This is a genomic window from Synechococcus sp. 65AY6A5, assembly GCF_002760415.1.
Taxonomy (GTDB): domain Bacteria; phylum Cyanobacteriota; class Cyanobacteriia; order Thermostichales; family Thermostichaceae; genus Thermostichus.
Genome location: NZ_AXUW01000001.1, coordinates 1,837,652 through 1,860,265 on the forward strand (window position 1 = coordinate 1,837,652; position 22,614 = coordinate 1,860,265).

Annotated in this window: 19 protein-coding genes; 14 read left to right on the forward strand and 5 right to left on the reverse strand. The window is 61.2% G+C overall.

All coding sequences use genetic code 11. From position 1 onward, the window contains the following. Positions 1-6 precede the first annotated feature (6 nt). Entirely contained in the window at positions 7-543 is a 537-nt protein-coding gene (locus SYN65AY6A5_RS08790) for an HNH endonuclease (protein WP_099812453.1), read from the reverse strand. A 469-nt stretch (positions 544-1,012) separates the two neighbouring features. Here SYN65AY6A5_RS08790 and SYN65AY6A5_RS08795 point away from each other — a divergent pair, with 469 nt between their 5' ends. After that, on the forward strand, positions 1,013-1,330 hold the full coding sequence (locus SYN65AY6A5_RS08795) for a metallophosphoesterase (protein ID WP_240527739.1): 318 nt from the start codon (positions 1,013-1,015) through the stop codon (positions 1,328-1,330). Positions 1,331-1,366: 36 nt separating this feature from the next. Here SYN65AY6A5_RS08795 and SYN65AY6A5_RS08800 read toward each other — a convergent pair whose 3' ends face one another. Then, complete coding sequence (locus tag SYN65AY6A5_RS08800; RefSeq protein WP_011429393.1) at positions 1,367-2,281, reverse strand: cation diffusion facilitator family transporter; 915 nt, start codon at positions 2,279-2,281, stop codon at positions 1,367-1,369. Positions 2,282-2,422: 141 nt separating this feature from the next. Between SYN65AY6A5_RS08800 and SYN65AY6A5_RS08805 the strand changes: the two genes are divergently transcribed. The 3 genes from SYN65AY6A5_RS08805 (at position 2,423) to SYN65AY6A5_RS08815 (ending at position 5,806) form a co-directional block, all read left to right on the forward strand. Next, complete coding sequence (locus SYN65AY6A5_RS08805; RefSeq protein WP_099884255.1) at positions 2,423-3,841, forward strand: UDP-glucose/GDP-mannose dehydrogenase family protein; 1,419 nt, start codon at positions 2,423-2,425, stop codon at positions 3,839-3,841. Further along, positions 3,838-4,785, forward strand: a complete 948-nt coding sequence (locus SYN65AY6A5_RS08810; protein ID WP_099812455.1) for a UDP-glucuronic acid decarboxylase family protein — start codon at positions 3,838-3,840, stop codon at positions 4,783-4,785. Before SYN65AY6A5_RS08805 ends, SYN65AY6A5_RS08810 begins: the two co-directional genes overlap by 4 nt. Before the next feature lie 139 nt (positions 4,786-4,924). Beyond that, complete coding sequence (locus SYN65AY6A5_RS08815) at positions 4,925-5,806, forward strand: GGDEF domain-containing protein (protein ID WP_240531020.1); 882 nt, start codon at positions 4,925-4,927, stop codon at positions 5,804-5,806. Between the two features lie 3 nt (positions 5,807-5,809). Here SYN65AY6A5_RS08815 and gcvH read toward each other — a convergent pair whose 3' ends face one another. Together gcvH and SYN65AY6A5_RS08825 are read right to left on the reverse strand one after the other, a co-directional pair. Further along, positions 5,810-6,199, reverse strand: coding sequence for a glycine cleavage system protein GcvH (gene gcvH, locus SYN65AY6A5_RS08820; protein ID WP_099812456.1), 390 nt, complete (start codon positions 6,197-6,199; stop codon positions 5,810-5,812). A 78-nt stretch (positions 6,200-6,277) separates the two neighbouring features. Beyond that, a complete protein-coding gene (locus SYN65AY6A5_RS08825) occupies positions 6,278-7,183 on the reverse strand; it encodes an alpha/beta hydrolase (protein WP_099812457.1) in 906 nt (301 codons plus the stop codon). A gap of 119 nt (positions 7,184-7,302) precedes the next feature. On the opposite strand from SYN65AY6A5_RS08825, the gene SYN65AY6A5_RS08830 reads away from it, so the two are divergent. Continuing rightward, positions 7,303-8,235 carry an NAD(P)H-dependent glycerol-3-phosphate dehydrogenase gene (locus SYN65AY6A5_RS08830; protein ID WP_011429387.1) on the forward strand — a complete coding sequence of 311 codons (933 nt, stop codon included), beginning with the start codon at positions 7,303-7,305 and terminating at the stop codon, positions 8,233-8,235. Between the two features lie 311 nt (positions 8,236-8,546). Further along, positions 8,547-8,912, forward strand: a complete 366-nt coding sequence (locus SYN65AY6A5_RS08835; protein ID WP_099812459.1) for a response regulator — start codon at positions 8,547-8,549, stop codon at positions 8,910-8,912. Positions 8,913-8,993: 81 nt separating this feature from the next. Here the strand turns inward: SYN65AY6A5_RS08835 and SYN65AY6A5_RS08840 are convergent, their stop codons facing one another. Then, positions 8,994-10,046, reverse strand: coding sequence for a VOC family protein (locus SYN65AY6A5_RS08840; RefSeq protein WP_011429385.1), 1,053 nt, complete (start codon positions 10,044-10,046; stop codon positions 8,994-8,996). Positions 10,047-10,443: 397 nt separating this feature from the next. On the opposite strand from SYN65AY6A5_RS08840, the gene pflB reads away from it, so the two are divergent. The 8 genes from pflB (at position 10,444) to SYN65AY6A5_RS08880 (ending at position 22,608) form a co-directional block, all read left to right on the forward strand. Next, positions 10,444-12,750: a formate C-acetyltransferase gene (gene pflB / locus SYN65AY6A5_RS08845; protein ID WP_206336814.1), complete on the forward strand. Its 2,307-nt coding sequence runs from the start codon at positions 10,444-10,446 to the stop codon at positions 12,748-12,750. 86 nt (positions 12,751-12,836) lie between these two features. Then, complete coding sequence (locus SYN65AY6A5_RS08850) at positions 12,837-13,214, forward strand: pentapeptide repeat-containing protein (protein WP_099812460.1); 378 nt, start codon at positions 12,837-12,839, stop codon at positions 13,212-13,214. 161 nt (positions 13,215-13,375) lie between these two features. Then, positions 13,376-14,128 carry a pyruvate formate-lyase-activating protein gene (gene pflA / locus SYN65AY6A5_RS08855; protein WP_011429382.1) on the forward strand — a complete coding sequence of 251 codons (753 nt, stop codon included), beginning with the start codon at positions 13,376-13,378 and terminating at the stop codon, positions 14,126-14,128. Between the two features lie 181 nt (positions 14,129-14,309). Next, on the forward strand, positions 14,310-14,720 hold the full coding sequence (locus SYN65AY6A5_RS08860; protein WP_011429381.1) for an OsmC family protein: 411 nt from the start codon (positions 14,310-14,312) through the stop codon (positions 14,718-14,720). Between the two features lie 90 nt (positions 14,721-14,810). After that, positions 14,811-17,441 (forward strand): bifunctional acetaldehyde-CoA/alcohol dehydrogenase, encoded by a 2,631-nt coding sequence (gene adhE, locus SYN65AY6A5_RS08865; RefSeq protein ID WP_099884257.1) that lies wholly within the window; start codon positions 14,811-14,813, stop codon positions 17,439-17,441. Positions 17,442-17,466: 25 nt separating this feature from the next. Beyond that, a complete protein-coding gene (locus tag SYN65AY6A5_RS08870) occupies positions 17,467-20,205 on the forward strand; it encodes a bifunctional acetate--CoA ligase family protein/GNAT family N-acetyltransferase (RefSeq protein ID WP_099884259.1) in 2,739 nt (912 codons plus the stop codon). Between the two features lie 95 nt (positions 20,206-20,300). Next, positions 20,301-21,389: a sulfate ABC transporter substrate-binding protein gene (locus SYN65AY6A5_RS08875; protein WP_240527742.1), complete on the forward strand. Its 1,089-nt coding sequence runs from the start codon at positions 20,301-20,303 to the stop codon at positions 21,387-21,389. Positions 21,390-21,528: 139 nt separating this feature from the next. After that, positions 21,529-22,608: a TOBE-like domain-containing protein gene (locus tag SYN65AY6A5_RS08880; RefSeq protein ID WP_099812463.1), complete on the forward strand. Its 1,080-nt coding sequence runs from the start codon at positions 21,529-21,531 to the stop codon at positions 22,606-22,608. Positions 22,609-22,614 lie beyond the last annotated feature (6 nt).

Genomic DNA, 22,614 nt, shown 5'->3' on the forward strand with positions numbered 1-22,614 from the left:
TGGGAGCTAGGCGGGCTTGACTGCCAGCTCCGGCGGCGGATCCCCTTCCAGGCCGATGGCGTACTTCAGCCATTCCCGATGGGATCCGCTGCCGACGGCTTTGGAGATTTCAAAGTAAAGGGTGCTGTGGGGGCGGCGGGGCTGGCGGAGCAAGGGCATGCCGGCCTCCCAAGGGGTGCGATTCCCTTTTTTCACGTTGCAGCGCACACAGGCGCTGACTACATTCTCCCAGGTATCTTCACCGCCGCGGGAGCGCGGGATCACGTGATCCAGGGTTAGGTCTTCGCCGTAACAGCCGCAGTACTGGCAGCGGTGCCCATCGCGGTAGAGGACATTGCGCCGCGTCAGGGGGATCTCCTTGTGGGGAACGTGAACGTAGTGGCGCAGGCGGATGACGGTGGGCAGAGGGATGTTGCCGTAGACTACTTTGCCATTGTGCTCGATTTGCTCGGCCTTGCCCTTGAGCAAAAGGACAACAGCTCTGCGCCAACTGGTGATGTTGAGCGGCTCGTAGGAGGCATTTAAAACCAAAACCTTGCCCATAGTGCTACGCACCGCTGACGAAATCCCCTACCGGATCTGAAAGGCGCCAGCTCTCTTGAAGTTACGCAAAATCTTAACACAGCTTTAGAGGCGAGGTAGCCCACTTCACTCCGGTAAAACCTCGGGTTCCCTTCCCTCTGCCGGCTCAGCACAACAGGATCCCGACGTGGTGGATCGAGATCCCGAGGCACTTTCTAGCCCTTGCTGTTAGAGCCGGCCCTAATCCCAGGCAGGGTGGGCTTCGGCTGCTGAGGCTGCTCCGGCTCGCGGCCGAAGTTGGTAATCAGAGTTAGAGATTGGGCTTTTTCAGCTCGATTTGCTCCCCGTCGGCCTCCCCAGCCGTCACCTGTAAGGTGGCCTTGCCGAGGTTATCCCGGAGATCCTCTGCCAAAAGACCGGAATCCCCCCAGGGGCAATCGGGCCTTGCGCCGGATCTGTCCTTTGGGATCATCTCAACCGGTTTCATTTGGTGAAGCTAAGCATCCCGGCTCTGGAGCAGGTTTTGCAACACCGGATGCAGTTGCTCTTGGATTTTTTGCTGCTGCCGAGGGATCTGACCCAGCACGGGGAGCCAGAAAACCACGCTTGGTTGGCAGAGCGGCTGGCCCGTTTACCTTTTCCGGCTTTTGTGGTGCCCGGCAACCACGACGTGCCCCAGCCCGAGGCATTGGCAGAGTTTCCCCGCTACTACCGAGCTTTTGGCTATGAGGACGGGCTTTCCACTTTCTTTCCACTTTCTTTCCACTTTCTAGGAACCCCCCCGAAGGGGGAAATCTACCCCCATTAAACCCACGCAGAGCAAGGAATGCAAGGCCCATTGTGGCTAGGAACGGGATCCCTCGATGTGGGAGTAGGGCTCCAGGTGGATGGTGACCCGCACCGGCCCGTAGCGCTGCTGCAGCAGTTGCTCCACCGCTTCGGTAAGGCGATGGGCCGACTCCACATCCAGCGGCTCCACCACCATGTGCATTTCGATAAAGATCATCTGCCCCGGGATGCCGCGGGAGGTGATGTCGTGGCAGTCGAGGATCCCGGGCAGGCTGAGAACCAGCTCCCGCAAGGTTTTGGGGGGGATAGCCACCCGGTCGGTTAAGAAGGGAACGTTTTCCCGCAGCACTTCCCAGCCGCTCCAGAACACCAGCAGCCCCACCGGCACCGCCAGCACCTGGTCCAGCCAAGGGATCCCCCAGAAGTGGATCCCGGCCAGACCCAGCAATACCGTCAGGGTTACCCAGACATCGCTGAGGGTATGGCGGGCATCGGCCAAGAGCAGCGAGCTGGCCAGCGCCCTGCCCCAGAAACGTTCATAGACGGCCACGAAGAGGTTGATCCCCAGCACGCCCAGCATCAGCGTCAAGGTCAACCCCTCGATCCGGAGCTGCGGCGGCTGGGGTGCAAAAAACCGCCCCACCGCTGCGCTGAGGATCTCGAAGCTGGCCACTCCCAAAAAGGCGGCGATCCCCAGCGCTCCAATGGCCTCAAACTTGCTGCGGCCATAGGGATGGTCTTCGTCCGGCTCTGGCGAGGAAAAGCGGGCTGCCAGCAGGGCAAGAATGTTGCTGGCGCTGTCGGTAACACTGTGCAGGGCATCGGCCACCAAGCTGAGGGATCCCGTCGCCAATCCCAGGATCAACTTGACCGAAAACACCAAAAGATTGAGCCCCAGGGTGACATAGAGCACCCTCTGCACCTGGCGCTGACGGCGGCTGGCTATGGCAGCAGAATCGGGGAAGCTCACCGCTGGGGAGCCTCAGACCAAGCCGGTTCAGCTTTATTTTGCCACCGACTCCCCCTAGGGGCCGACCTTCTTCGAGGGGATAGGGAATGCGGGCCGGCGGGGTATTTTAGAACCAAGCACCGACGCGAGGGGGAGGCGGCCATGGACATGGCGGTCGTGGGAGCTGGCTATGTGGGGTTGGTAACCGGCGCCTGTCTGGCCCACCTGGGCCACAGCGTTATTTGTATAGACAACAACCCTGTCAAAATCGAAAACCTGCAGCGAGGTCGTCTGCCCATCTACGAGCCCGGCCTGGAAGAGCTGGTGCGGGAAGGCGCCGAGGCTGGCCGGCTGCACTTTACCACCGACCTGGGCCTGGGGGTGAAGGCCAGCGAAGTGATCTTCATTGCCGTGGGCACCCCGGCTTTGCCCAGCGGCGAGCCAGACCTGCGCTACGTAGAGGCCGTGGCGCGAGGGATCGGCCAGCACCTGGACAACCGCTACCGCGTCATCGTCAACAAGTCCACCGTGCCCATCGGCTCCGGCGACTGGGTGCGCATGCTCATCCTCGACGGCGCCGCCGAGGCTGTCCAGCAGCGCCTAAGCAGCCAACAGATGGCCCTGGCTGGGGGGGATCCCACCCCCTCCTCCCTGGCTACCTTGGACAGGTCTTCCTGGGTGCCGCCCTTCGACGTGGTGAGCAACCCCGAGTTTCTGCGGGAGGGCAGCGCCATCCACGATACCTTTTACCCCGACCGCATCGTGATTGGCTCCAACAGCCCCCGGGCCATCGAGATCCTGCGGCAGCTTTACGAGCCCATCCTCAGCCGCCAGCAGGGCTTGGGCGGGGATCCCGTGCCCTTGCTGGTCACCGACCTGGCCTCCGCCGAGATGATCAAATATGCCGCCAACGCCTTCCTAGCCACTAAGATCAGCTTCATCAACGAGATTGCCAATATCTGCGAGCGCACCGGCGCCGACATCCTCCAGGTGGCCGAAGGGATTGGCCTCGATAAGCGCATTGGCCGCGCCTTCCTCAACGCCGGCATAGGCTGGGGGGGGAGCTGCTTCCCCAAGGATTTGGCCGCTTTGATCCAGACGGCGGCTGACTACGGCTATGAGGCCAAGCTGTTGCGGGCTACTGTCGAGGTCAACCGCGAGCAGCGGCAGCGCCTGCTGGAAAAGCTGCAGCAGGCCCTCAAGGTGCTCAAGGGCAAGACCATCGGCCTTCTGGGCCTCACCTTCAAGCCCCACACCGACGACCTGCGGGATGCGCCGTCTCTAACCTTAATTGAGCAGCTCCACCGCCTGGGGGCCAAGGTAAAAGCCTATGATCCCATTGTGTCGGCTTCGGGGATGCGGGAGGGCCTGGCCCACGTGGTGGTGGAAACGGACGTGTTCCGCCTGGCCCAGGATTGCGACGCCCTGGTGCTGGTGACCGAGTGGCCGGAGTTTTTGTCGCTGGATTACCGGCGCCTTGCCGAGCTGATGCGGCGGCCCCTCATCCTCGACGGCCGCAACTGCCTTGACCGGCAGGCCGTTCAGCAGGCGGGCATTACCCTGATTGGAGTGGGCTGGTGAAGATCCTGGTTACGGGTGGTTTGGGGTTTATCGGCTCCCATCTGGTCAGCCGTCTGCTGCAGGAGGGCCACACGGTGATCTGCCTCGACAACGGCTACACGGGGCGGGAGGAGAACCTGCAGGCCCACTGCAACAACCCTGCCTTGACCTTGCTGTGGCACGACGTGGCCGAGCCGCTGCCGCCGGAGCTGGAAAAAGCTGGCATTGAGCAAATCTACCACCTGGCCTGTCCCGCCTCGCCGCCCCACTACCAGGCGGATCCCATCCGCACCATCCGCACCGGCGTCTGGGGCACCTACCACCTGCTGGAGCTGGCCCAAAAGACGGGGGCCCGCTTCCTCCTAGCCTCCACTTCGGAAGTGTACGGGGATCCCCAGGTGCATCCCCAGCCGGAGGACTACTGGGGCCATGTCAACCCCATCGGCCCGCGGGCCTGCTACGACGAGTCCAAGCGCCTGGCCGAAACCCTGACCTTTGACTGGCAGCGGCAACACCAAACCGAGATCCGCGTGGCCCGCATCTTCAACACCTATGGCCCGGCCATGCGGGAAGACGATGGCCGTGTGGTCAGCAACTTCATCGTCCAGGCGCTGCGCGGGAATCCCCTCACCGTCTATGGAGATGGCTCCCAGACCCGTAGCTTCTGCTACATCTCCGACCTCATCGAGGGCCTGGTGCGCCTGATGAACAGCCCTTATCCCGGCCCCTTTAACCTGGGCAACCCGCAGGAGGTCACCATTCTAGAGTTGGCTCGGCAGATTTTGGCCCTCACCGGCAGCTCTTCTCCCATCGTCCACCGGCCTCTGCCCACAGATGATCCCAAGCAGCGCCGGCCCGATATCGGCAAGGCCCGCGCCCTGCTGGGCTGGGATCCCCAGATTCCTCTGCAGCTTGGCCTGGAGCTGACTATCCCCTACTTTCGCCGCCGGCTGGGCCTGGAGTAGAGGATCCCTCTTGTCCTGGCGGGGCAGGCAGGAGGGTGGGCAGAGCTCGACAAAACCGTCATAATACGGAGAGAGGCCGTCTTAAGCCTTCCATAACCTCTGCCTAGGTGGGATCCCTGTAACTTTGGATACTTACCCTTTGTCTCTCGAAGAGCCGACCACCTGCATCTCCCTGGAGTGCTATGGGCTGGGAGTGGAGAGAGAGCCTGTGGGCGCCTTTTTGACCGTGCTCTGGGGGGCCAATATGGGCATGACCTTTCCCTTGGGGGAAACAGCGGTAGTGGGGCGCAGCTCCCAGGCTGACATTCAGCTCTGGGATCACGCCGTTTCTCGGCAGCACTGTCGGCTGGAGAGAGAAGGGGGAACCTACATCCTCACCGACCTAGGCAGCCTCAACGGTACCTATGTCAACTGGCAGAGGGTAACTCGCCTTCCCTTGGCCGATAGGGATCGCATCCAGCTGGGGAATAGCCTCCTGCAGTTTGCCTATTATGACCGGCTGGAGGAGGCTTTCTTTTTCCAGGTCGCTGCCGCCGCTCTCTACGACCCGCTCACGGGGCTGCACAACCGTCGGTTTTTCCTAGAGCACCTGCAGAGGGAGATGGCCTTTGCCCGCCGCCATAGCTTTCCCCTCCACTTGCTTTACCTGGACTTGGACAACTTCAAGCTCATCAACGATCGCTGGGGGCATTTGGCCGGGGATCAAGCCCTGATCCAGGTGGCCCGCCAACTGCAGGACCAGGTTCGCCAAGAGGATCTGCTGGCCCGCATGGGGGGCGACGAATTTGCTCTCCTGGTGCGCGGGATCCCAGACTCTCAGATCCTGCAGTTGGCCGGGCGCCTGCAGCAGGCCGTCCAATCCCTTCCCCTACAGGGGGGAATTCCCCTCACCTGTAGCATCGGTGTCGCCTCTTTGCTCCGGCTTCCAGCAGAGACTTCCGTCCAAAGCTTTCTAGAGGCAGCCGACCAAGCCCTCTACCAGGCCAAAAGGCAGGGGGGCAGCCGGGAAGTGTTGCTGTAGGTCTTAGGATCCTTCTACCAAGCTGGCGTAGGCCTCGGCGCTCATCGTGTCGTCGAGATCTTCCGGGTTGGTCATGCGCACCTTGATCAGCCAGCCATCGCCATAGGGATCGTCGGCAATGCTCTCTGGGCTGTCCACCACTGCTTTGTTCACTGCCACCACTTCCCCCGAAACAGGGGCATACAGATCCTCTACGGCCTTGACGGACTCCACCGAGCCAAAGCTTTCGCCCTTTTCAATCTCTGTTCCTTCCTCGGGCAGGCCGACAAAGACAATATCCCCGAGCTGATCGACGGCATAAGCCGTGATCCCAATCACCGCAATGTCATCCTCAACGCGGATGTACTCGTGGGTGTCCACATAGCGCAGATGGGGCGGATACTCCAGGGCCATGCCGTTTCCCCTGCTAGAATTCAGTGGATTATTCTAGGGTGAACCCCTGGGGCTGGTAAAGCTCTCCCAACTTGACACCTAGAGGAACTCCATCAGCAGCCGATTCACGGTTTGCGGCGCCTCCTGCTGCGCCCAGTGGCCGCACTCGGGGATGTATTCTTTGCGAATGCCGTTGGGGAAAAAGGGATCCATTCCCTCGGTCAGCTCGCGGCTGAGGGCAAAGTCTTCCTCTCCCCAAATGAGCAGGGTGGGGGCGAGGATCTGCCGCAGGGGCTGTAAAAACAGGTTCTGCAGAGTGGGCAGGCTAAACAGGTGGCGGTAGTAGTTAAGGGCAGAGGTGAGCACCTTGGGTTTGGCGAGAGCCTCTTGGTAGATCTTCAGGTCGTGTCGGGTGAAGGCGCTTTTGCGCACCGAGGTCTCTCGGAAGATGCGCTGCACCCAATCGCCCAAGTTCCACTGGAGCACCCACTCCGGCAGCCAGGGCAACTGGAAGAAAAACAAGTACCAACTGCGGCGCATCTGGTCCAAATTGGTCAGGAACTCCCGGCGAAAGCAAGCTGGGTGAGGAGAGTTGAGCACGGCCAGCTTGCGGATCTCGTCGGGGAAAAATTGCGCCCAGTGCCAGGCAATGGCTCCTCCCCAGTCGTGGGCCACCACTACCGCCCTCTTGGCCCCAAAGTGATCCAGGAGGCCGCGGACATCCGCCGTGAGGGTATCTAGGTCGTAGCCGTGATCCGGCTTGTCGGAATCGTTGTAGCCGCGTAGATCGGGGGCCACCACGCAAAACCGCTGCGCCAACACCGGGATCTGGTGCCGCCAGGAGTACCAAAACTCCGGGAAACCATGCAGCAAGATGGCCAGCTCCCCTTCCCCCTGGGTGACGTAGTGCAGTTGAATACCATTGGTGAGGGCATAGCCGTGCCGCCAGCTCCCCATCTTGGCGGCTACCTCAGCAGGAAGGCGTCGGATCCCTGCTTCTGTCATCTCGTCTGCTCTTTGGCCGAACCCATGATTTGGTATCCAACCATACTAACCTTTGTCGCTCTCTTGCTAACGGGGAGTTTAAGGCATCCTGGGAGAGAAGCTGCGGCTGCAAAGGTCAGATGAAAACTAACACAACATCCCCCCAGAAGATCGCCATTCTAGGGGCGGGAGCCTGGGGAAGTACGCTGGCTCTGCTGGCCCAGGCCCAGGGGCACCGAGTGCAGGTTTGGGACCGGCGCAAAGATCTGGATCTCAAAGAGGTGCTCCAGGGATCCCAAATCCTCATCTCGGCAGTCTCGATGGCAGGGGTGCGCCCCGTGGCCGAGGTTGTGCGCCAGGTGGGGATCCCACCGCAGGTTATTTTGGTCTCAGCCACTAAGGGACTGGATCCGCTCCAACTTTTGACTCCTGCCCAAATCTGGGGGGCTGCCTTCCCCAACCAGCCGTTGGTGGTGCTCTCCGGGCCTAACCTTTCCGCCGAGATCCGCCAGGGTTTGCCGGCAGCAGCAGTGGTAGCCAGCCGGGATCTCTGGGCAGCCGTGCAGGTGCAGCATGCCCTGGCTTCAGAGCGCTTTCGCCTCTACACCAGCAGCGATCCGCTGGGGGTGGAGCTGGGAGGCATCCTGAAAAATGTTATCGCCATCGCCGTGGGGGTGTGTGATGCGCTGCACCTGGGCACCAATGCTCGGGCTGCCCTGGTTACCCGCGGCTTGGCAGAGATGATCCGGGTGGGATCCCGCTTAGGGGCGCGGCCTGAGACCTTCAACGGCCTCTCAGGCCTGGGGGATCTGCTGGCCACCTGTCACAGTCCTCTGAGCCGCAACTACCAGGTGGGCTACGGGTTGGGCCAAGGTAGGCCTTTGTCCCAGGTTCTGGCTGAAATCGAGGGCACTGCCGAAGGAGTTTACACCGCTCCTGTCGTGGTCAAGATCGCCGCCCAACACAACATCCGGGTGCCTATCACCCAGGAGGTGCATCGGTTGTTGCAAGGACAGACCACCCCCACTGCTGCCCTGGCCAGGCTGATGGAGCGACAACTCACCTCGGAATAAGACCCTCACCCCCCTGCCCCTCTCCCTCTGGGAGAGGGGAGTTAGGGATAAACGTTGCATTGCTATTTGAAATGACCATAGCCGCAAATCCGCGGATGAGGAAAGGGGTTCTGCACCGTATCAGGATTTTTGCAGAGGGTTAGGGTACCAGAATGAGCCATTTGGCGGAGCTTTTTTCCCCAGAGTTTTTCTATGCTGTCTCTGTAGCTTCCCTGTTCGTTCCCGCATCAACTCGGCTCTCGGTTGTTCCAGGAAGCCGACGGCCAGCCCAAGGGATTGGGGGTTTCTTGTTTGCTTTTTTACGAAGCCACATGTCCAAACGCATCTTGGTGATTGAAGACGAACCCGCCATCCGCACCTATTTGCAGAAAGTGTTGCAACGAGCTGGGTACGACACTGTCGCGGCCAGCGATGGGGAGGAAGGATTACAGATGGTGCACGCTCTCCTGCCGGATTTGGTGTTGTGCGATGTGGTCATGCCCAAGCTGAACGGCTATGGAGTGTTAGATGCCGTGAGATGGGATCGGTCCACTGCCCACATCCCCTTTGTCTTTCTCTCCTCGAAAACCAGCCGAGAAGACATGGAAGAAGGGCTGCGGCTTGGCTCTAATGCCTACTTAACCAAGCCCATCGACCAAAATCACCTGTTGAGAGCAATCGCCGCCCAACTGCTCTGAACTCTTAGCTATAGCCATTTACTATTGGGATAAAACTTCCAGGGAACCGAGAAAAGTTTTCCGGATCCCTGCCGGCTGTAGCTAAGGGGTCAGCGCCTGGTGTCGCTGTCGCTGTTGCCGTTCCAGGGCCTCGAACAAAGCCTGAAAATTGGCCTCGCCAAAGCCCGTGGCCCCGCCTAGCCGTTGAATGACTTCAAAGAAAAAGGTGGGCCGACCAAAGAGGGGCTGGGTAAAGGTCTGCAGCAGAAGGGGGCGATCCTGGCCATCAGAAGCGGGCAGGGTAGCATCCAGAAGGATCTGCTGCTCCACCAGGTCTTGCCAGGAGATGGCCTGCCCAAGGGCAGAACGGAGCGCCAACCCCAGCTCCCTTTCCAGGCTGGTGTAGTACTGCGGCGCCACTTGCAAAAAGTCCACTCCCCCCTGCCGCAACCGGCGCAGGCTGGCAACAATGTCTGAGCTGTGCAGCGCCGCGTGCTGAATGCCCGGGCCGCCATGGGCATGCAAAAACTCCTGAATCTGGGAAGCGGCACAGGTGGGCTCGTTGATGGCCCATTGGATCCCCGCTTCCGGATCCCCCACCACCACGCTTTCCAGGCCGGAGGTGGCGGTGCCGATGCTGTAGCGGTACAGCCGCCGCCAGCCCAGCACCCGCCCATACCAGTCGGCTGCCGCCTGCAGGGATCCCTGCTCCACGTTCAACACCACGTGATCCCAGTGGGAAAACAGGCCCGCTTCGGCAGGGGCGGCATCCAAGGGGCCAGGGATCAGAGAATGCCGGATCCCGTAGGGGGTGTGGAGGCAGAGCGCCGCTGCTGCCGGGATCCACGCCAGTTGGGCGCCTCGGCCCCGCAACAGCTCCGCCAAGGCCGGTAGCTCCTGCTCTCCCACCGCCAAGGCCACATCCACCACCCCCGGCCCATGCCGCTGCAAATGGCGGTCCACCTCGTCCCCCGCCCGTGCCGGCTGAGACAGGCGCAAGCGCAGGGATCCCTGCTCCAGCTCCAGGGTGTTGCCGGCGTCGCTTGCCACCCGGAAGCCCCAAACCCGACAAAAGTGTTCCCGCCAACGGGGCAGATCCCAAAGGTAGAAGTGCAGGTGGTGGATCCCTTGGACAATTCGAATGGACGGGTTCATAGAAAACTTCATAGAAAACGCACTGCTAACGCGAACACCAGGTCTTCTGGTGGGGCAACCGGGGCTGCCCTACCTCAGCATAGGTCGGCCCTTCGGCGAGGGAAAAGGTCAAAACTCTTTCCAGCAAACTCTTAAGACAACATTAAAAAACACGGTTAAAAATGCGCCCACAAAAACATCTTCCCAGGGCAAGAGACTAAAATTGAAGTGGGCGAGGTGTAGGGCCAACATCTAAAAAAAGAAACAGCAGAGTTGCTAAAAGCTGTCCCTCAAGTGAGTGGCTAGACCTTCCCTTTTGCAAAGATTGTTGTAGCTTTTGGCAGCTGCTGAGGCGTCGCCTCGCCCTGTCGCCAGCCTATTGGCGGAGTTGTTAGGCGTAATAGCCGGGAGGATTGTTATGATAGCAAGCGCGCAGCGTTCTGTAGCTTTATCTACAGAATCGAAGGCCCAAAAAACCACAGAACGCAAAGTATCCGATCAAACGATTGGGAGAGATTTTCTGCCGGGACGGTGGCAACGCTGCATTGATGTCCGAGATTTTATTCAGCGCAATTACACTCCCTACACCGGCGACGAAAGCTTCTTGGCGCCGGCCAGCGAACGCACGCAGCGGCTGTGGGCCAAGGTTAAGGATTTGATGGCGCTGGAGCGGGAGCGGGGGGTTTTGGATGCCGACACGGACCTTCCTTCCAGCATCACCAGCCACCCGCCGGGCTATATCGACCGGGAGCTGGAGCAAATTGTAGGCCTACAGACCGACAAGCCCCTGAAGCGGGCCATTATGCCGTTCGGCGGCATCCGCATGGTGGAGACGGCCCTCAAGGCCTACGGCTACGAGCTGGATCCAAAGGTTAAGGAAATCTTTACCAAGTACCGCAAGACCCACAACGACGGGGTTTTCGACGCCTACACGGAGGAGATGCGCCGCTGCCGCCGCTCTGGCATCATCACGGGCTTGCCGGACGCCTATGGGCGGGGCCGCATCATCGGCGACTACCGGCGGGTGGCCCTCTATGGGGTGGATCGGCTGATTGAGGACAAGGAGGCGCAAAAAGCCAGCCTCGACCTGGACACGATGGATGAAGAAACCATCCGCCTGCGGGAGGAGCTCTCGGAGCAGATCAAAGCCCTACACGAGCTCAAGGAAATGGGGGCCAGCTACGGCTTTGACCTGGGCCGTCCGGCCAGCAACGCCCGCGAGGCCATCCAGTGGCTGTACCTGGCCTACCTGGCAGCCGTCAAAGAGCAAAATGGCGCTGCCATGTCCCTGGGGCGGGTCTCCACGTTCCTAGACATCTACATCGAGCGGGATCTGCAGGCCGGGATCCTCACCGAGGAAGAGGCCCAAGAGCTCATCGACCACTTTGTCATGAAGCTGCGCATGGTCAGGTTTTTGCGCACGCCGGAGTACAACGAGCTCTTTAGCGGGGATCCCACCTGGGTAACCGAGTGCATCGGCGGCATGGGGCTGGATGGGCGGCCTCTGGTTACCAAGACCAGCTTCCGCATGCTGCATACCCTCTACAACCTGGGGCCGGCACCGGAGCCCAACCTGACGGTGCTCTGGTCGGAGCGGCTGCCGGAAGCCTTCAAGCGCTACTGCGCCAAGGTCTCCATCGAAACCAGCTCCATCCAGTACGAAAACGACGACTTGATGCGCCCCTACTGGGGGGATGACTACGGCATCGCCTGCTGTGTGTCGGCCATGCGCATCGGCAAGCAGATGCAGTTTTTTGGGGCGCGGGTCAACCTGGCCAAGTGCCTACTCTATGCCATCAATGGCGGCCGGGACGAGATCTCCGGCGAGCAGGTGGCCCCGGCCTATGCCCCCATTACTTCTGAGGTGCTGGAGTATGACGAGGTGTGGCCGCGCCTGGTGCAGATGATGGCCTGGCTGGCCAAGACCTACGTCAACACCATGAACATCATCCACTACATGCACGACAAGTACTGCTACGAGCGCCTGGAGATGGCCCTGCACGACCGGGACGTGCTGCGCACCATGGCCTTTGGCCTGGCCGGCCTGTCGGTGGTGGCGGATTCCCTCTCGGCCATCAAGTACGCGCGGGTGCGGGCTATCCGGGACGAGCGCGGCCTGGTGGTGGATTACGCGGTGGAGGGGGACTTCCCCAAATACGGCAACAACGACGACCGGGTTGACCAGATGGCGGTGCAATTGGTGCAGACCTTCATGGCGGAGCTGCGCAAGCACAAGACCTACCGCAACGCCATCCCCACCCAGTCCATCCTCACCATCACCTCCAACGTGGTCTACGGCAAAAAAACCGGCAACACCCCCGATGGGCGGCGGGCCGGCGAGCCCTTTGCGCCGGGGGCCAACCCCATGCACGGCCGGGACACCAAGGGGGCGGTGGCCTCGCTGGCTTCTGTGGCCAAGCTGCCCTACGACGACGCCCTGGATGGCATCTCCAACACCTTCTCGATTGTGCCGGCGGCCCTAGGTCGCACCGCCGAGGAGCGGGTTGCCAACCTGGTGGGGCTGCTGGACGGCTACATGCGGGATGGCGGCTTTCACCTCAACGTGAACGTTCTCAACCGCGAGACCTTGCTGCACGCCATGGAGCACCCCGAGCTCTATCCCCAGCTCACCATCCGAGTGTCTGGCTACGCGGTGAACTTCATCAAGCTCACCCGCGAGCAACAACTGGATGTGATTAACCGCACCTTCCACCAACACTTCTAACGGAAAACGGCGGAGTGGGGGATCCCGGAAGGCTGCCCGTAGCAGGGTCGAGGGAAGGGATCCCCCTCCCCAAGCAAGGAGGTTCGATGAGCTATAGCGTTTTGGACTTGGTGAGAGACTACGCGGCGGGACGGCGCGATTTCCAGGGGATCGAGCTGCCCCAGGCCGACTTGCGGGGCATCCACCTAGCCGGTGCCGACCTGCGCTCTGCTGATTTCAGAGGGGCCAACCTGGCAGGCGCCAACCTGCGGGGGTGTGACCTCAGCTTTGCCGATTTCACCGGCGCCAACCTATCGGGAGCGGATCTGCGGGGATGCCTGCTTTTCGGCAGCGATTTCCGCGGTGCCCTCTTGGAGGGGGCTTTGCTGGATCACGCCGATTACGATGCCTATACCCATTTCCCGGCGGGCTTTGATCCCAAAGCCCATCGCCTGCACAACATCTCGGCAGGTGTTTCCCAGTAGGGGGGTCTTTCCAGGGGTTGTCAACTGTTAAGCAAAACCCAGTTCGGGTAAAGCCCAAATCTCAAAAGAGACAAAACCATGGTGTGCGCAGCATAGACAGCAATTGGGAAGAAAACCTCAAGATTAATTGATATTTTGCAAAAGCTGTTGAGGATAGAAGTATGGATACCCCGCTCAACCCCTTGACGCCGATAACCGGCCGCATTCACTCGGTCGAGACCTGTGGCACGGTAGATGGGCCAGGGATCCGCTTTGTTATCTTTCTGCAGGGCTGTCCTCTGCGCTGTCTGTACTGCCACAATCCCGACTGTCGGGATCCCAATGCCGGCCAGGTGGTGACGGTGGATTCCCTCATGGCGGAGATCCAGCGCTGCCGCAACTACTACCTCAAGGGCGGGGGAGTCACGGCCAGCGGGGGGGAACCGTTGATGCAGCCCAACTTTGTGGCGGAGATTTTCCGCCGCTGCCATGAGCTGGACTTGCACACGGCTCTAGATACTTCCGGCTATGCGCCCTTGGGCGTGGCCAAGCCGGTGTTGGCCCATACAGACTTGGTGCTACTGGATATCAAGTCCTATCTGCCGGAGCTCTATCGCAAAGTTACCGGCGTTTCGCTGCAGCCCACTCTCGATCTGGCTCGCTATTTGGATCAGATTCACAAGCCCACCTGGATTCGTTTTGTGCTGGTTCCCGGGCTAACAGATCCCGAGGAAAACATCAAGGGCTTGGCCGAGTTTGTGGCCACGCTCTCCAACGTGGAGCGGGTGGAAGTTTTGCCCTTTCACAAGATGGGGGAATACAAATGGCAGCAGTTGGGATTGCCCTATACCCTCAGCGATGTTCAGCCGCCCACCCCGGAACAGATCAACCACGCTTTGCAGATCTTTCGCGAGCGGGGATTGGTGGCAGTTTAGTTTATCGCTGGAGCGACAGCAACAAAACTAGAGCCAATTCTGACTTGAGCCAGCCTGATCCCAAAGTCATCTCTAAAGTCCTTAGGCTGTCTCCAAGGTAATGCTAAGTTGAACTTAGTTGAACCCAATAGTCTAGCAGCTTGCCAACTCTGGTAGCTCCAAAAAGGAGGAGGGATCCCCGGTGGAAGTGCGCGTAACCTACCAAAATGGCGTTCAATTTCAAGCCCAAAGCCGCGGCCATCGCATCCTCAGCGATCAGCCTTTGGACAACCACGGCCAAGATCAGGGAATGACGCCGCCGGAGTGGTTTTTGGCCTCTTTGGGTGCTTGTGTGGGGTTCTATGCCGTCAAGTATTTGGAAGCGCGGCAGTTGGATCCCAAAGGGCTGGAAGTGGTTGTTACCGCAGATAAAGTCGAGCACCCTGCCCGCCTAGACAACATTTGCATTCGGGTGAAAAGTGGGATCCCGCTCGACGAAAAACACCAAAAAGGGTTGGAAAAGGCAGTCGATGCGTGCATCATCCACAACACCCTTACCCATCCCCCAAAAATGACCACTGAGATCCAGGTTCCCGCGCCTGTTGGCGCTTAGCCGGTCAGCAGGCCCATGGAGTCTTGCAGCAATTTCTAACGGTTGCCTCAACTTTTAACCTGTATGGATGTAATTTTGGAGGATCCACCTATGCCTGTCACCAACCTCGAGGAACTGGAAGCTCTGATCCAACAGGTAAAAGCTGCCCAGGCTGAGTATGCCACCTTCACCCAGGAACAGGTGGATCGGATCTTTCACAAAGCTGCCCTGGCCGCCAACAACGAACGGATCCCGCTGGCCAAGCTGGCCGTGGAAGAGACCGGCATGGGGATTGTGGAAGACAAGGTGATCAAAAATCACTTTGCCTCTGAATACATTTACAACAAATACAAACACGAGAAAACCTGTGGCGTCATCGAGCGGGACGAGAGTTTTGGCTACGAGCGCATTGCCGAGCCGGTGGGGCTTTTGGCGGGCATTGTGCCAGTCACCAACCCCACTTCGACAACCATTTTCAAAGCTCTCATCACCCTGAAAACCCGCAACGCCATCATCTTTTCCCCTCACCCCCGCGCCAAACGATGCACCATTGCCGCGGCCAAGGTGGTCAAGGAGGCGGCTGAGGCAGCCGGTGCGCCTGTGGGGTTGATCGGCTGGATCGACGAGCCCACCATCGAGCTGTCTCAGGCTTTGATGCAACATCCGGAGGTGAAGTTGATCCTGGCCACCGGGGGCCCTGGCATGGTCAAGGCGGCCTATTCCTCCGGCCACCCCTCGCTGGGTGTGGGGGCGGGCAACACGCCGGCGGTGATCGACGCCAGCGCCGACATTCCCACAGCTGTCAGCTCGATCTTGCTCAGCAAAACTTTTGACAACGGCATGATCTGCGCCTCGGAACAGGCGGTGATCGTGGTGGAGGCCGTTTATGAGCAGGTGAAGGCGGAGTTTTGCCATCGAGGGGCCTACTTTTTGGATCCGGAACAGACGCAAGCGGTGCGCCGCATTCTCCTCAAGGATGGCCGTCTCAATCCAGCTATTGTTGGCCAATCGGTGCAGACCATCGCTGCTCTGGCCGGGATCCAGGTACCCGAAGGCAGCAAGCTGCTGATTGGGGAAGTGGAGAAGGTGGGGCCCGAAGAGCCGTTTTCCTACGAAAAATTGGCTCCTGTTTTGGCCCTCTACCGCGCCAAGGATTTCCCCAGCGCTGTCGATATGGCCGTCCAAGTGGTCAATTTCGGGGGGCGGGGCCACACCTCTGTTTTGTATACCGATCCCGCCAATCGGGACGATATTGCCTACTTTGAAAATGCCCTACAAACAGCGCGGGTGCTGATCAACACCCCCTCTTCCCAGGGAGCAATTGGGGATCTCTATAACTTCAGGCTGGATCCCTCGCTCACCCTAGGCTGTGGCACTTGGGGGGGCAATTCGGTCTCGGACAATGTGGGGCCGCGCCACCTGCTCAACATTAAAACGGTGGCCTACCGGCGGGAAAATATGCTCTGGTTTCGGGTGCCGCCCAAGATCTACTTCAAGCCGGGATGTCTACCGGTGGCGCTGCGGGAGTTGGCCGGCAAAAAACGGGCTTTTTTGGTTACCGATAGGCCCCTCTTCGAGCTGGGCGTGCTGCAGGCGGTTACCCGGGTTTTGGACGAACTGCAGATCAAGTGGGATGTCTACCACGACGTGGAGCCGGATCCCACCCTCAGCAACGTCAACCGCGGCCTGGAGCAGTTGCGCCAATTCCAGCCGGATGTGATCATCGCCGTGGGGGGCGGATCCCCGATGGACGCGGCCAAGGTGATGTGGCTGATGTACGAGCAGCCGCAGGTGGAGTTTGAAGGCCTGGCCACGCGCTTTATGGACATCCGCAAGCGGGTCTACGAGCTGCCGCCGCTGGGGCAAAAAGCCCAACTGGTCTGCATCCCCACCACTTCCGGGACGGGATCCGAGGTGACGCCCTTTGCCGTAGTCACCGACGACCGGGTGGGGATCAAGTACCCACTGGCCGACTACGCCCTCACCCCCAGCATGGCCATTGTGGATCCGGATCTCACTTTGAAGATGCCCAAGAAGCTAACCGCCTACGGCGGCCTCGATGCCCTCACCCATGCTTTGGAAGCCTATGTCTCGGTGATGGCCAGCGAGTTTACCGATGGGCTGGCGCTGCAGGCGATTAAGCTGCTGATGACCTACCTGCCGCGGGCCTACGAGAAGGGGGCCGAAGATCCAGAAGCCAGAGAAAAAGTCCACTACGCCGCCACCATTGCCGGCATGGCCTTTGCCAACGCCTTTTTGGGGGTGTGCCACTCCTTGGCCCACAAGCTGGGATCCACCTTCCACCTGCCCCACGGCCTGGCCAATGCCCTGATGATTACCCACGTCATCCGCTACAACGCCACCGACGCCCCCTTTAAGCAGGCCATCTTCCCCCAATACCGCTACCCCAACGCCAAGCACCGCTATGCCGAGATTGCCGATTACCTGCAGTTGGGCGGAGCCAATGATGATGAAAAGGTCATGCGCCTCATTGAGGCCATCGAGGAGCTAAAGCGGAAGCTAGGGATCCCGGCTACCATCCGCGAGGCCCTCAGCGAGAGCGAGCAGGCGTTCTACGACCGTCTGGAGGCGATGGCGGAGCAGGCTTTCGATGATCAATGCACCGGCGCCAACCCCCGCTACCCGCTGATTCAGGACATGAAGGAGCTGTACGTCTTGGCCTACCGGGGCTGCCGGGTGGAGGCTGCCCTCTACCACCAGCCGGAGCCGGTGTTGGCCTAGTCACCAGACATTGAGGAGTAAGCCCATGCGGCGCCGCCCTGACCCCAGCCTCGACATCTGGAAGGCCAGATCCCACCCCTTAGATCCCATTTTTCTGCCCCGCTCGGTGGCGGTGGTGGGGGCAACAGAGCGGGAGGGCAGTGTTGGGCGCACGGTCTTGTGGAACCTGATCAGCCACCCGTTTGGGGGCACGGTCTACCCGGTCAACCCCAAGCGGCACCAGGTGTTGGGCATCCGGGCCTATGAGCGGCTGTCTGCTTTGCCGGAGCCGGTGGATCTGGCCATCATCGCCATCCCGGCAGCCGGGGTGCCGGCGGTTATTCAAGAATGCGTCGAGGCCGGCGTCAAGGGAGCTATTGTCCTCTCGGCGGGCTTTAAGGAAATCGGCCCCGAGGGGCTGGAGCTGGAAAAGGCCATCCAAGAGGCTGCCCGCGGCAAGCTGCGCCTGATTGGCCCCAACTGCCTGGGGATCCAAAACCCCCACACGGGCCTAAATGCCACCTTTGCGGCCCAGATGGCCCGGCCCGGCAACGTGGGCTTTATCAGCCAAAGCGGGGCCCTCTGCACCTCGATCCTAGACTGGAGCCTGCAGGAAAATGTCGGCTTTAGCGCCTTTATCTCCCTGGGATCGATGCTGGATGTGGGCTGGGGGGATCTCATCGACTACCTGGGCCAGGATCCCCATACCCACAGCATCGTCCTCTACATGGAATCCGTCGGGGATGCGCGGTCGTTTTTGTCGGCGGCCCGCGAGGTGGCGCTGAGCAAGCCCATCATCGTCATCAAGGCGGGGCGCACCCAGGCGGCGGCCCAGGCGGCGGCCTCCCACACGGGATCCCTCACCGGCAGCGACGCGGTTTTGGATGCGGCCTTCCGCCGCTGCGGCGTGCTGCGGGTGGATCACATTGAAGATCTCTTCGACATGGCGGAGGTGCTGGCCAAACAGCCCCGTCCGCAAGGGCCCCACCTCAGCATCCTCACCAATGCCGGCGGGCCAGGGGTGCTGGCCACCGACGCCCTCATTCGCGCCGGCGGATCCCTGGCCTCTCTTGCCCCGGAGACGCTGGAGCAGCTCAGCCAGATCCTGCCGCCCCACTGGAGCCACGGCAACCCCATCGACGTTTTGGGCGATGCCGGGCCGGAGCGCTTTGCCCAGGCGCTGGAGATCGTGCTGCGGGATCCCGGCAGCCAGGGCTGTCTGGTGATCCTCACCCCCCAGGCGATGACAGATCCCACCGCCACGGCCGCCAAGGTGGTGGAGACCTGGCGGCGCAGCGGATCTCGCCAACCCATCCTGGCCAGTTGGATGGGGGGAGCCCTGGTGGATGCCGGCGAGCAGATCCTCAACCAGGCCGGGATCCCCACCTACCGCTATCCGGATCAGGCGGCGCGGGTGTTCAGCTATCTGTGGCGCTTCAGCGACAACCTCAAGGCCCTCTACGAAACCCCCGCGCTGCCCCCTGCAACAGCGGTCGAGCGCGAGAGGGTGCAGCCAATCCTCAGCCAAGCCCGGCGGCAAGGCCGCACGCTCCTGACCGAGGTCGAGTCCAAGGAGCTCCTGGCCGCCTACGGGATCCCGGTGGTGCCCACGCGGGTGGCCGAGAGCCCGGAAGCGGCTGTAGAGGCCGCCGAACAAATCGGCTACCCGGTGGTGCTCAAGCTCTACTCCCACACCCTCACCCACAAGACCGATGTGGGCGGCGTGCAGCTCAACCTGCCCGATGCCGAGTCGGTGCGGCGGGCCTACCGGCAGATCCAGACCAATGTTGCCGAAAAAGCCGGATCCCAGCACTTCCAAGGGGTGACGGTGCAGCCGATGATCCGCACCGACGGCTACGAGCTGATCCTGGGCAGCAGCGAGGATCCCCAGTTTGGGCCGGTGTTGCTGTTTGGCAGCGGCGGCCAATTGGTGGAAGTGTTCCAGGATCGCGCCATCGGCCTTCCCCCCCTCAACACCACCTTGGCGCGGCGCCTGATGGAGAATACCCTCATCTACAAGGCCCTCAAGGGGGTGCGGGGGCGCCGAGCCGTCAAGCTGGAAGCGCTGGAACAGCTTTTGGTGCGCTTCAGCCAACTGGTGGCCGAACAGCGGGAGATCAAGGAGATCGACATCAACCCCCTGCTGGCCTCGGGCGAGGGGCTGGTGGCTTTGGATGCCCGCGTCATTCTGCGCTCAGAGCAAGAACCACCGGTGCCGTTGGCCATCCGCCCCTATCCCACCCAGTACATCTGGAGCTTCCGGGACGGCATCACCATTCGCCCCATTCGCCCTGAAGACGAGCCTTTGGTGATCGATTTTCACCGCCACGTCTCCGACTACAGCATCTACCTGCGCTACTTCCACCCCATCAAATACAGCGCCCGCATCGCCCACGAGCGCTTAATCCGCATCTGCTTCAACGACTACGACCGCGAGATCGCCCTGGTGGCGGAAAAACAGGAGCCAGAAGCCACAATCCTCGGCATCAGCCGCCTCTCCAAAAGACACGGCCTCCCCGAAGAGGCGGAGTTTGCCCTGCTGGTGGCGGATCCCTATCAACGGCAGGGGATCGGCACGGAGCTGCTGACCCGCCTGATTCAGGTGGCCCGCTGCGAAGGAATCCGGCGTCTGGCCGGCGAGGTGCTCAGCGAAAACGAGGGCATGCGCCGCCTGTGCAAGCGGCTAGGGTTCCAGTTGCTCCCCTCCCCGGAGGATCCCGGCCTCCTCAATGCCACGCTGGATCTCGCTGCCGACGCGGCGCCCCCCACCCCCTGCCCCGCCTAGGGATCCCTGGTCTAAAAACGGTTTGCCGACTGGATTACCGTAGAATAGTTCCTTAGCCTCCAACCTCCCCTCGCCTTTTGGGAGAGGGGTTGGGGGTGAGGGACGGAGAAGTGGAGAAGTTTTTGGGGATGGCGGTGAAGATGGAAGGGGCAGCGGGGAAGCCATTGGGGATCCCTTCACCCGTCGCGGTGGCCTGGTGGGGGAGAGCGGGGCGGTGGCTGGCGGTGGGATTCCTTCTGCTGGGGCTAGGTGGCTGTGGGGTGGGATCCCACGGGGAAGTGAGGATTCTTCTGGCTTCTTTTGCGGTGACCCGCGATGCCTACCGCCAGATCATCCCTGCCTTTGAGGCCCATTGGCTGGCCCAGACCGGACAACGGGTGCGGGTGGAAAGCAGCTACGCCGGCTCGGCAACGCAGGCGCGGGCGGTCATCGAGGGGCTGGATGCCGATGTGGTGGCCCTGGCCCTAGGCCTGGATGTGGAGCGCATTGTGGCTGCCGGCCTGATTCGGCCGGGTTGGGAAAGTCGCACACCCAACCAGGGGATCGTCACCCGTTCGGTGGTGGTGATGGTAACGCGGGAGGGCAACCCCCACGATATCCGCTCCTGGACGGATCTGGCTCGGCCCGGCTTGCAGGTGGTTACTGCCAACCCCAAAACCTCCGGGGGTGCCCGCTGGAACTTTTTGGCCCTCTGGAGCGCTGTCCCTGAGCCGCAGGCTCTAGCCTTCACTACTCAGGTCTACAAAAACGTCCGCGTCCTGCCGCGGGACTCGCGGGAGGCTACGGATGTCTTTTTCCAAAAAGGGCAGGGGGATGCCCTGCTCACCTACGAACATGAGGTGATCCTGGCGGGCTTGCGCGGCCAGCCCTTGCCCTACGTGGTGCCGGATCCCAACATTTCCATCGACAACCCGGTAGCGGTGGTGGATGCCAACGTAGACCGCAAGGGCACCCGCGCCGTGGCCGAAGCCTTTGTGGACTACCTCTTTACTCCCGAGGCGCAGCGGGCCTTTGCCGAGGTGGGTTTTCGGCCGGTGGAGCCCACGGTGGCCCAAGAGTTTGCCTGGCGCTACCCTCCCATCAAAAATCTGGTGACTGTCGCCGACCTGGGCGGCTGGGAAGCTGTCCAGAACCGCTTCTTTGCCGACGGGGCTTTGTTTGACCGCATCCAAGCCCAGTTGTAGACCGATCCCTTGTCTTCCTCTCCCCGTTCGGGGTATCCTGGGGGCTGTATCAACGGTTTGTTGACAGGTTTACCGTAGATTAGAGGCTCCCTCCTTCGTCAGAAACGCCGTCCGGCCAACCCTTAGCTAGGCAGAACCTATGGGCATCACCATCGCAGGGGTATCGAAGCGTTTTGGGCAGTTTCAGGCCCTCCACCCTACGGATCTCACCATTCCCACGGGATCCCTGGTCGCCCTGTTGGGGCCGTCGGGTTCGGGCAAATCCACCCTCTTGCGCCTCATTGCTGGTCTAGAAAAGCCGGACACGGGGCGGATTTTCCTCACCGGTCGGGATGCCACCCACGCCAGCGTCCAGGAGCGCAATGTTGGCTTTGTCTTCCAGCACTACGCCCTGTTCAAGCACATGACGGTGCGGCAGAACATTGCCTTTGGCCTGGAGATCCGCAAAGCTTCGCGGGCCGAGATCCGGGCGCGGGTGGACGAGCTGTTGGAGCTGGTGCAACTGTCGGGGTTTGGGGATCGCTATCCCTCGCAGCTTTCGGGGGGGCAGCGGCAGCGGGTGGCCCTGGCCCGCGCCTTGGCGGTGGAGCCGCAGGTATTGCTTTTGGACGAGCCTTTTGGGGCGCTGGATGCCAGGGTGCGCAAGGAGCTGCGCCAGTGGCTGCGGCGCCTGCACGACAAGGTGCACGTCACCACCGTCTTGGTTACCCACGACCAAGAGGAGGCCATGGAGGTGGCCGACCAGATCGTGGTCATGAACCAGGGGCGGATCGAGCAGGTGGGATCCCCTGCCGAGATCTACGATCACCCGGCCACCCCCTTTGTCATGAGCTTTATCGGCCCGGTTAACGAGCTCTCTCCCCGCTCCCTGTTATCTTGCCAGCTTCCCGAGGCGCAGGCCGGCCCGCACCAGCTTTTCTTGCGCCCCCACGATGTGCAGATCGAGGTCAACCCCAATAGCAGCGGCGTCCCCGCGTGGGTAAAAGCGATCATCCACCTGGGGCGGGAGATCCAGGCGGAGCTGGTCTTGAGCGATGGCGGATCCCTCTGGGCCCACCTGAGCCGGGATCAATACGCCAGCCAGCCGCTGCAGGTGGGGCAGCAGGTCTATGTCCGTCCCAAGGTGGTCAAGGCCTTTCCCCTCAAAAAAAACGACAAGAAAACTGCCATGACCCCGCTGGCGACGGCGGGACGAAGTCCGATGTCGCTGGGAGCTTGAGGAAAG

What these genes read in the sequence shown, in the direction of transcription:
- SYN65AY6A5_RS08790 (WP_099812453.1), bottom strand. Translation starts at nt 543, where the DNA reads ATGGGCAAGGTTTTGGTTTTAAATGCCTCCTACGAGCCGCTCAACATC.
- SYN65AY6A5_RS08805 (WP_099884255.1), top strand. Translation starts at nt 2,423, where the DNA reads ATGGACATGGCGGTCGTGGGAGCTGGCTATGTGGGGTTGGTAACCGGC.
- gcvH (WP_099812456.1), bottom strand. Translation starts at nt 6,199, where the DNA reads ATGGCCCTGGAGTATCCGCCCCATCTGCGCTATGTGGACACCCACGAG.
- SYN65AY6A5_RS08825 (WP_099812457.1), bottom strand. Translation starts at nt 7,183, where the DNA reads ATGACAGAAGCAGGGATCCGACGCCTTCCTGCTGAGGTAGCCGCCAAG.
- SYN65AY6A5_RS08830 (WP_011429387.1), top strand. Translation starts at nt 7,303, where the DNA reads ATGAAAACTAACACAACATCCCCCCAGAAGATCGCCATTCTAGGGGCG.
- SYN65AY6A5_RS08835 (WP_099812459.1), top strand. Translation starts at nt 8,547, where the DNA reads ATGTCCAAACGCATCTTGGTGATTGAAGACGAACCCGCCATCCGCACC.
- SYN65AY6A5_RS08840 (WP_011429385.1), bottom strand. Translation starts at nt 10,046, where the DNA reads ATGAACCCGTCCATTCGAATTGTCCAAGGGATCCACCACCTGCACTTC.
- pflB (WP_206336814.1), top strand. Translation starts at nt 10,444, where the DNA reads ATGATAGCAAGCGCGCAGCGTTCTGTAGCTTTATCTACAGAATCGAAG.
- SYN65AY6A5_RS08850 (WP_099812460.1), top strand. Translation starts at nt 12,837, where the DNA reads ATGAGCTATAGCGTTTTGGACTTGGTGAGAGACTACGCGGCGGGACGG.
- pflA (WP_011429382.1), top strand. Translation starts at nt 13,376, where the DNA reads ATGGATACCCCGCTCAACCCCTTGACGCCGATAACCGGCCGCATTCAC.
- adhE (WP_099884257.1), top strand. Translation starts at nt 14,811, where the DNA reads ATGCCTGTCACCAACCTCGAGGAACTGGAAGCTCTGATCCAACAGGTA.
- SYN65AY6A5_RS08870 (WP_099884259.1), top strand. Translation starts at nt 17,467, where the DNA reads ATGCGGCGCCGCCCTGACCCCAGCCTCGACATCTGGAAGGCCAGATCC.
- SYN65AY6A5_RS08880 (WP_099812463.1), top strand. Translation starts at nt 21,529, where the DNA reads ATGGGCATCACCATCGCAGGGGTATCGAAGCGTTTTGGGCAGTTTCAG.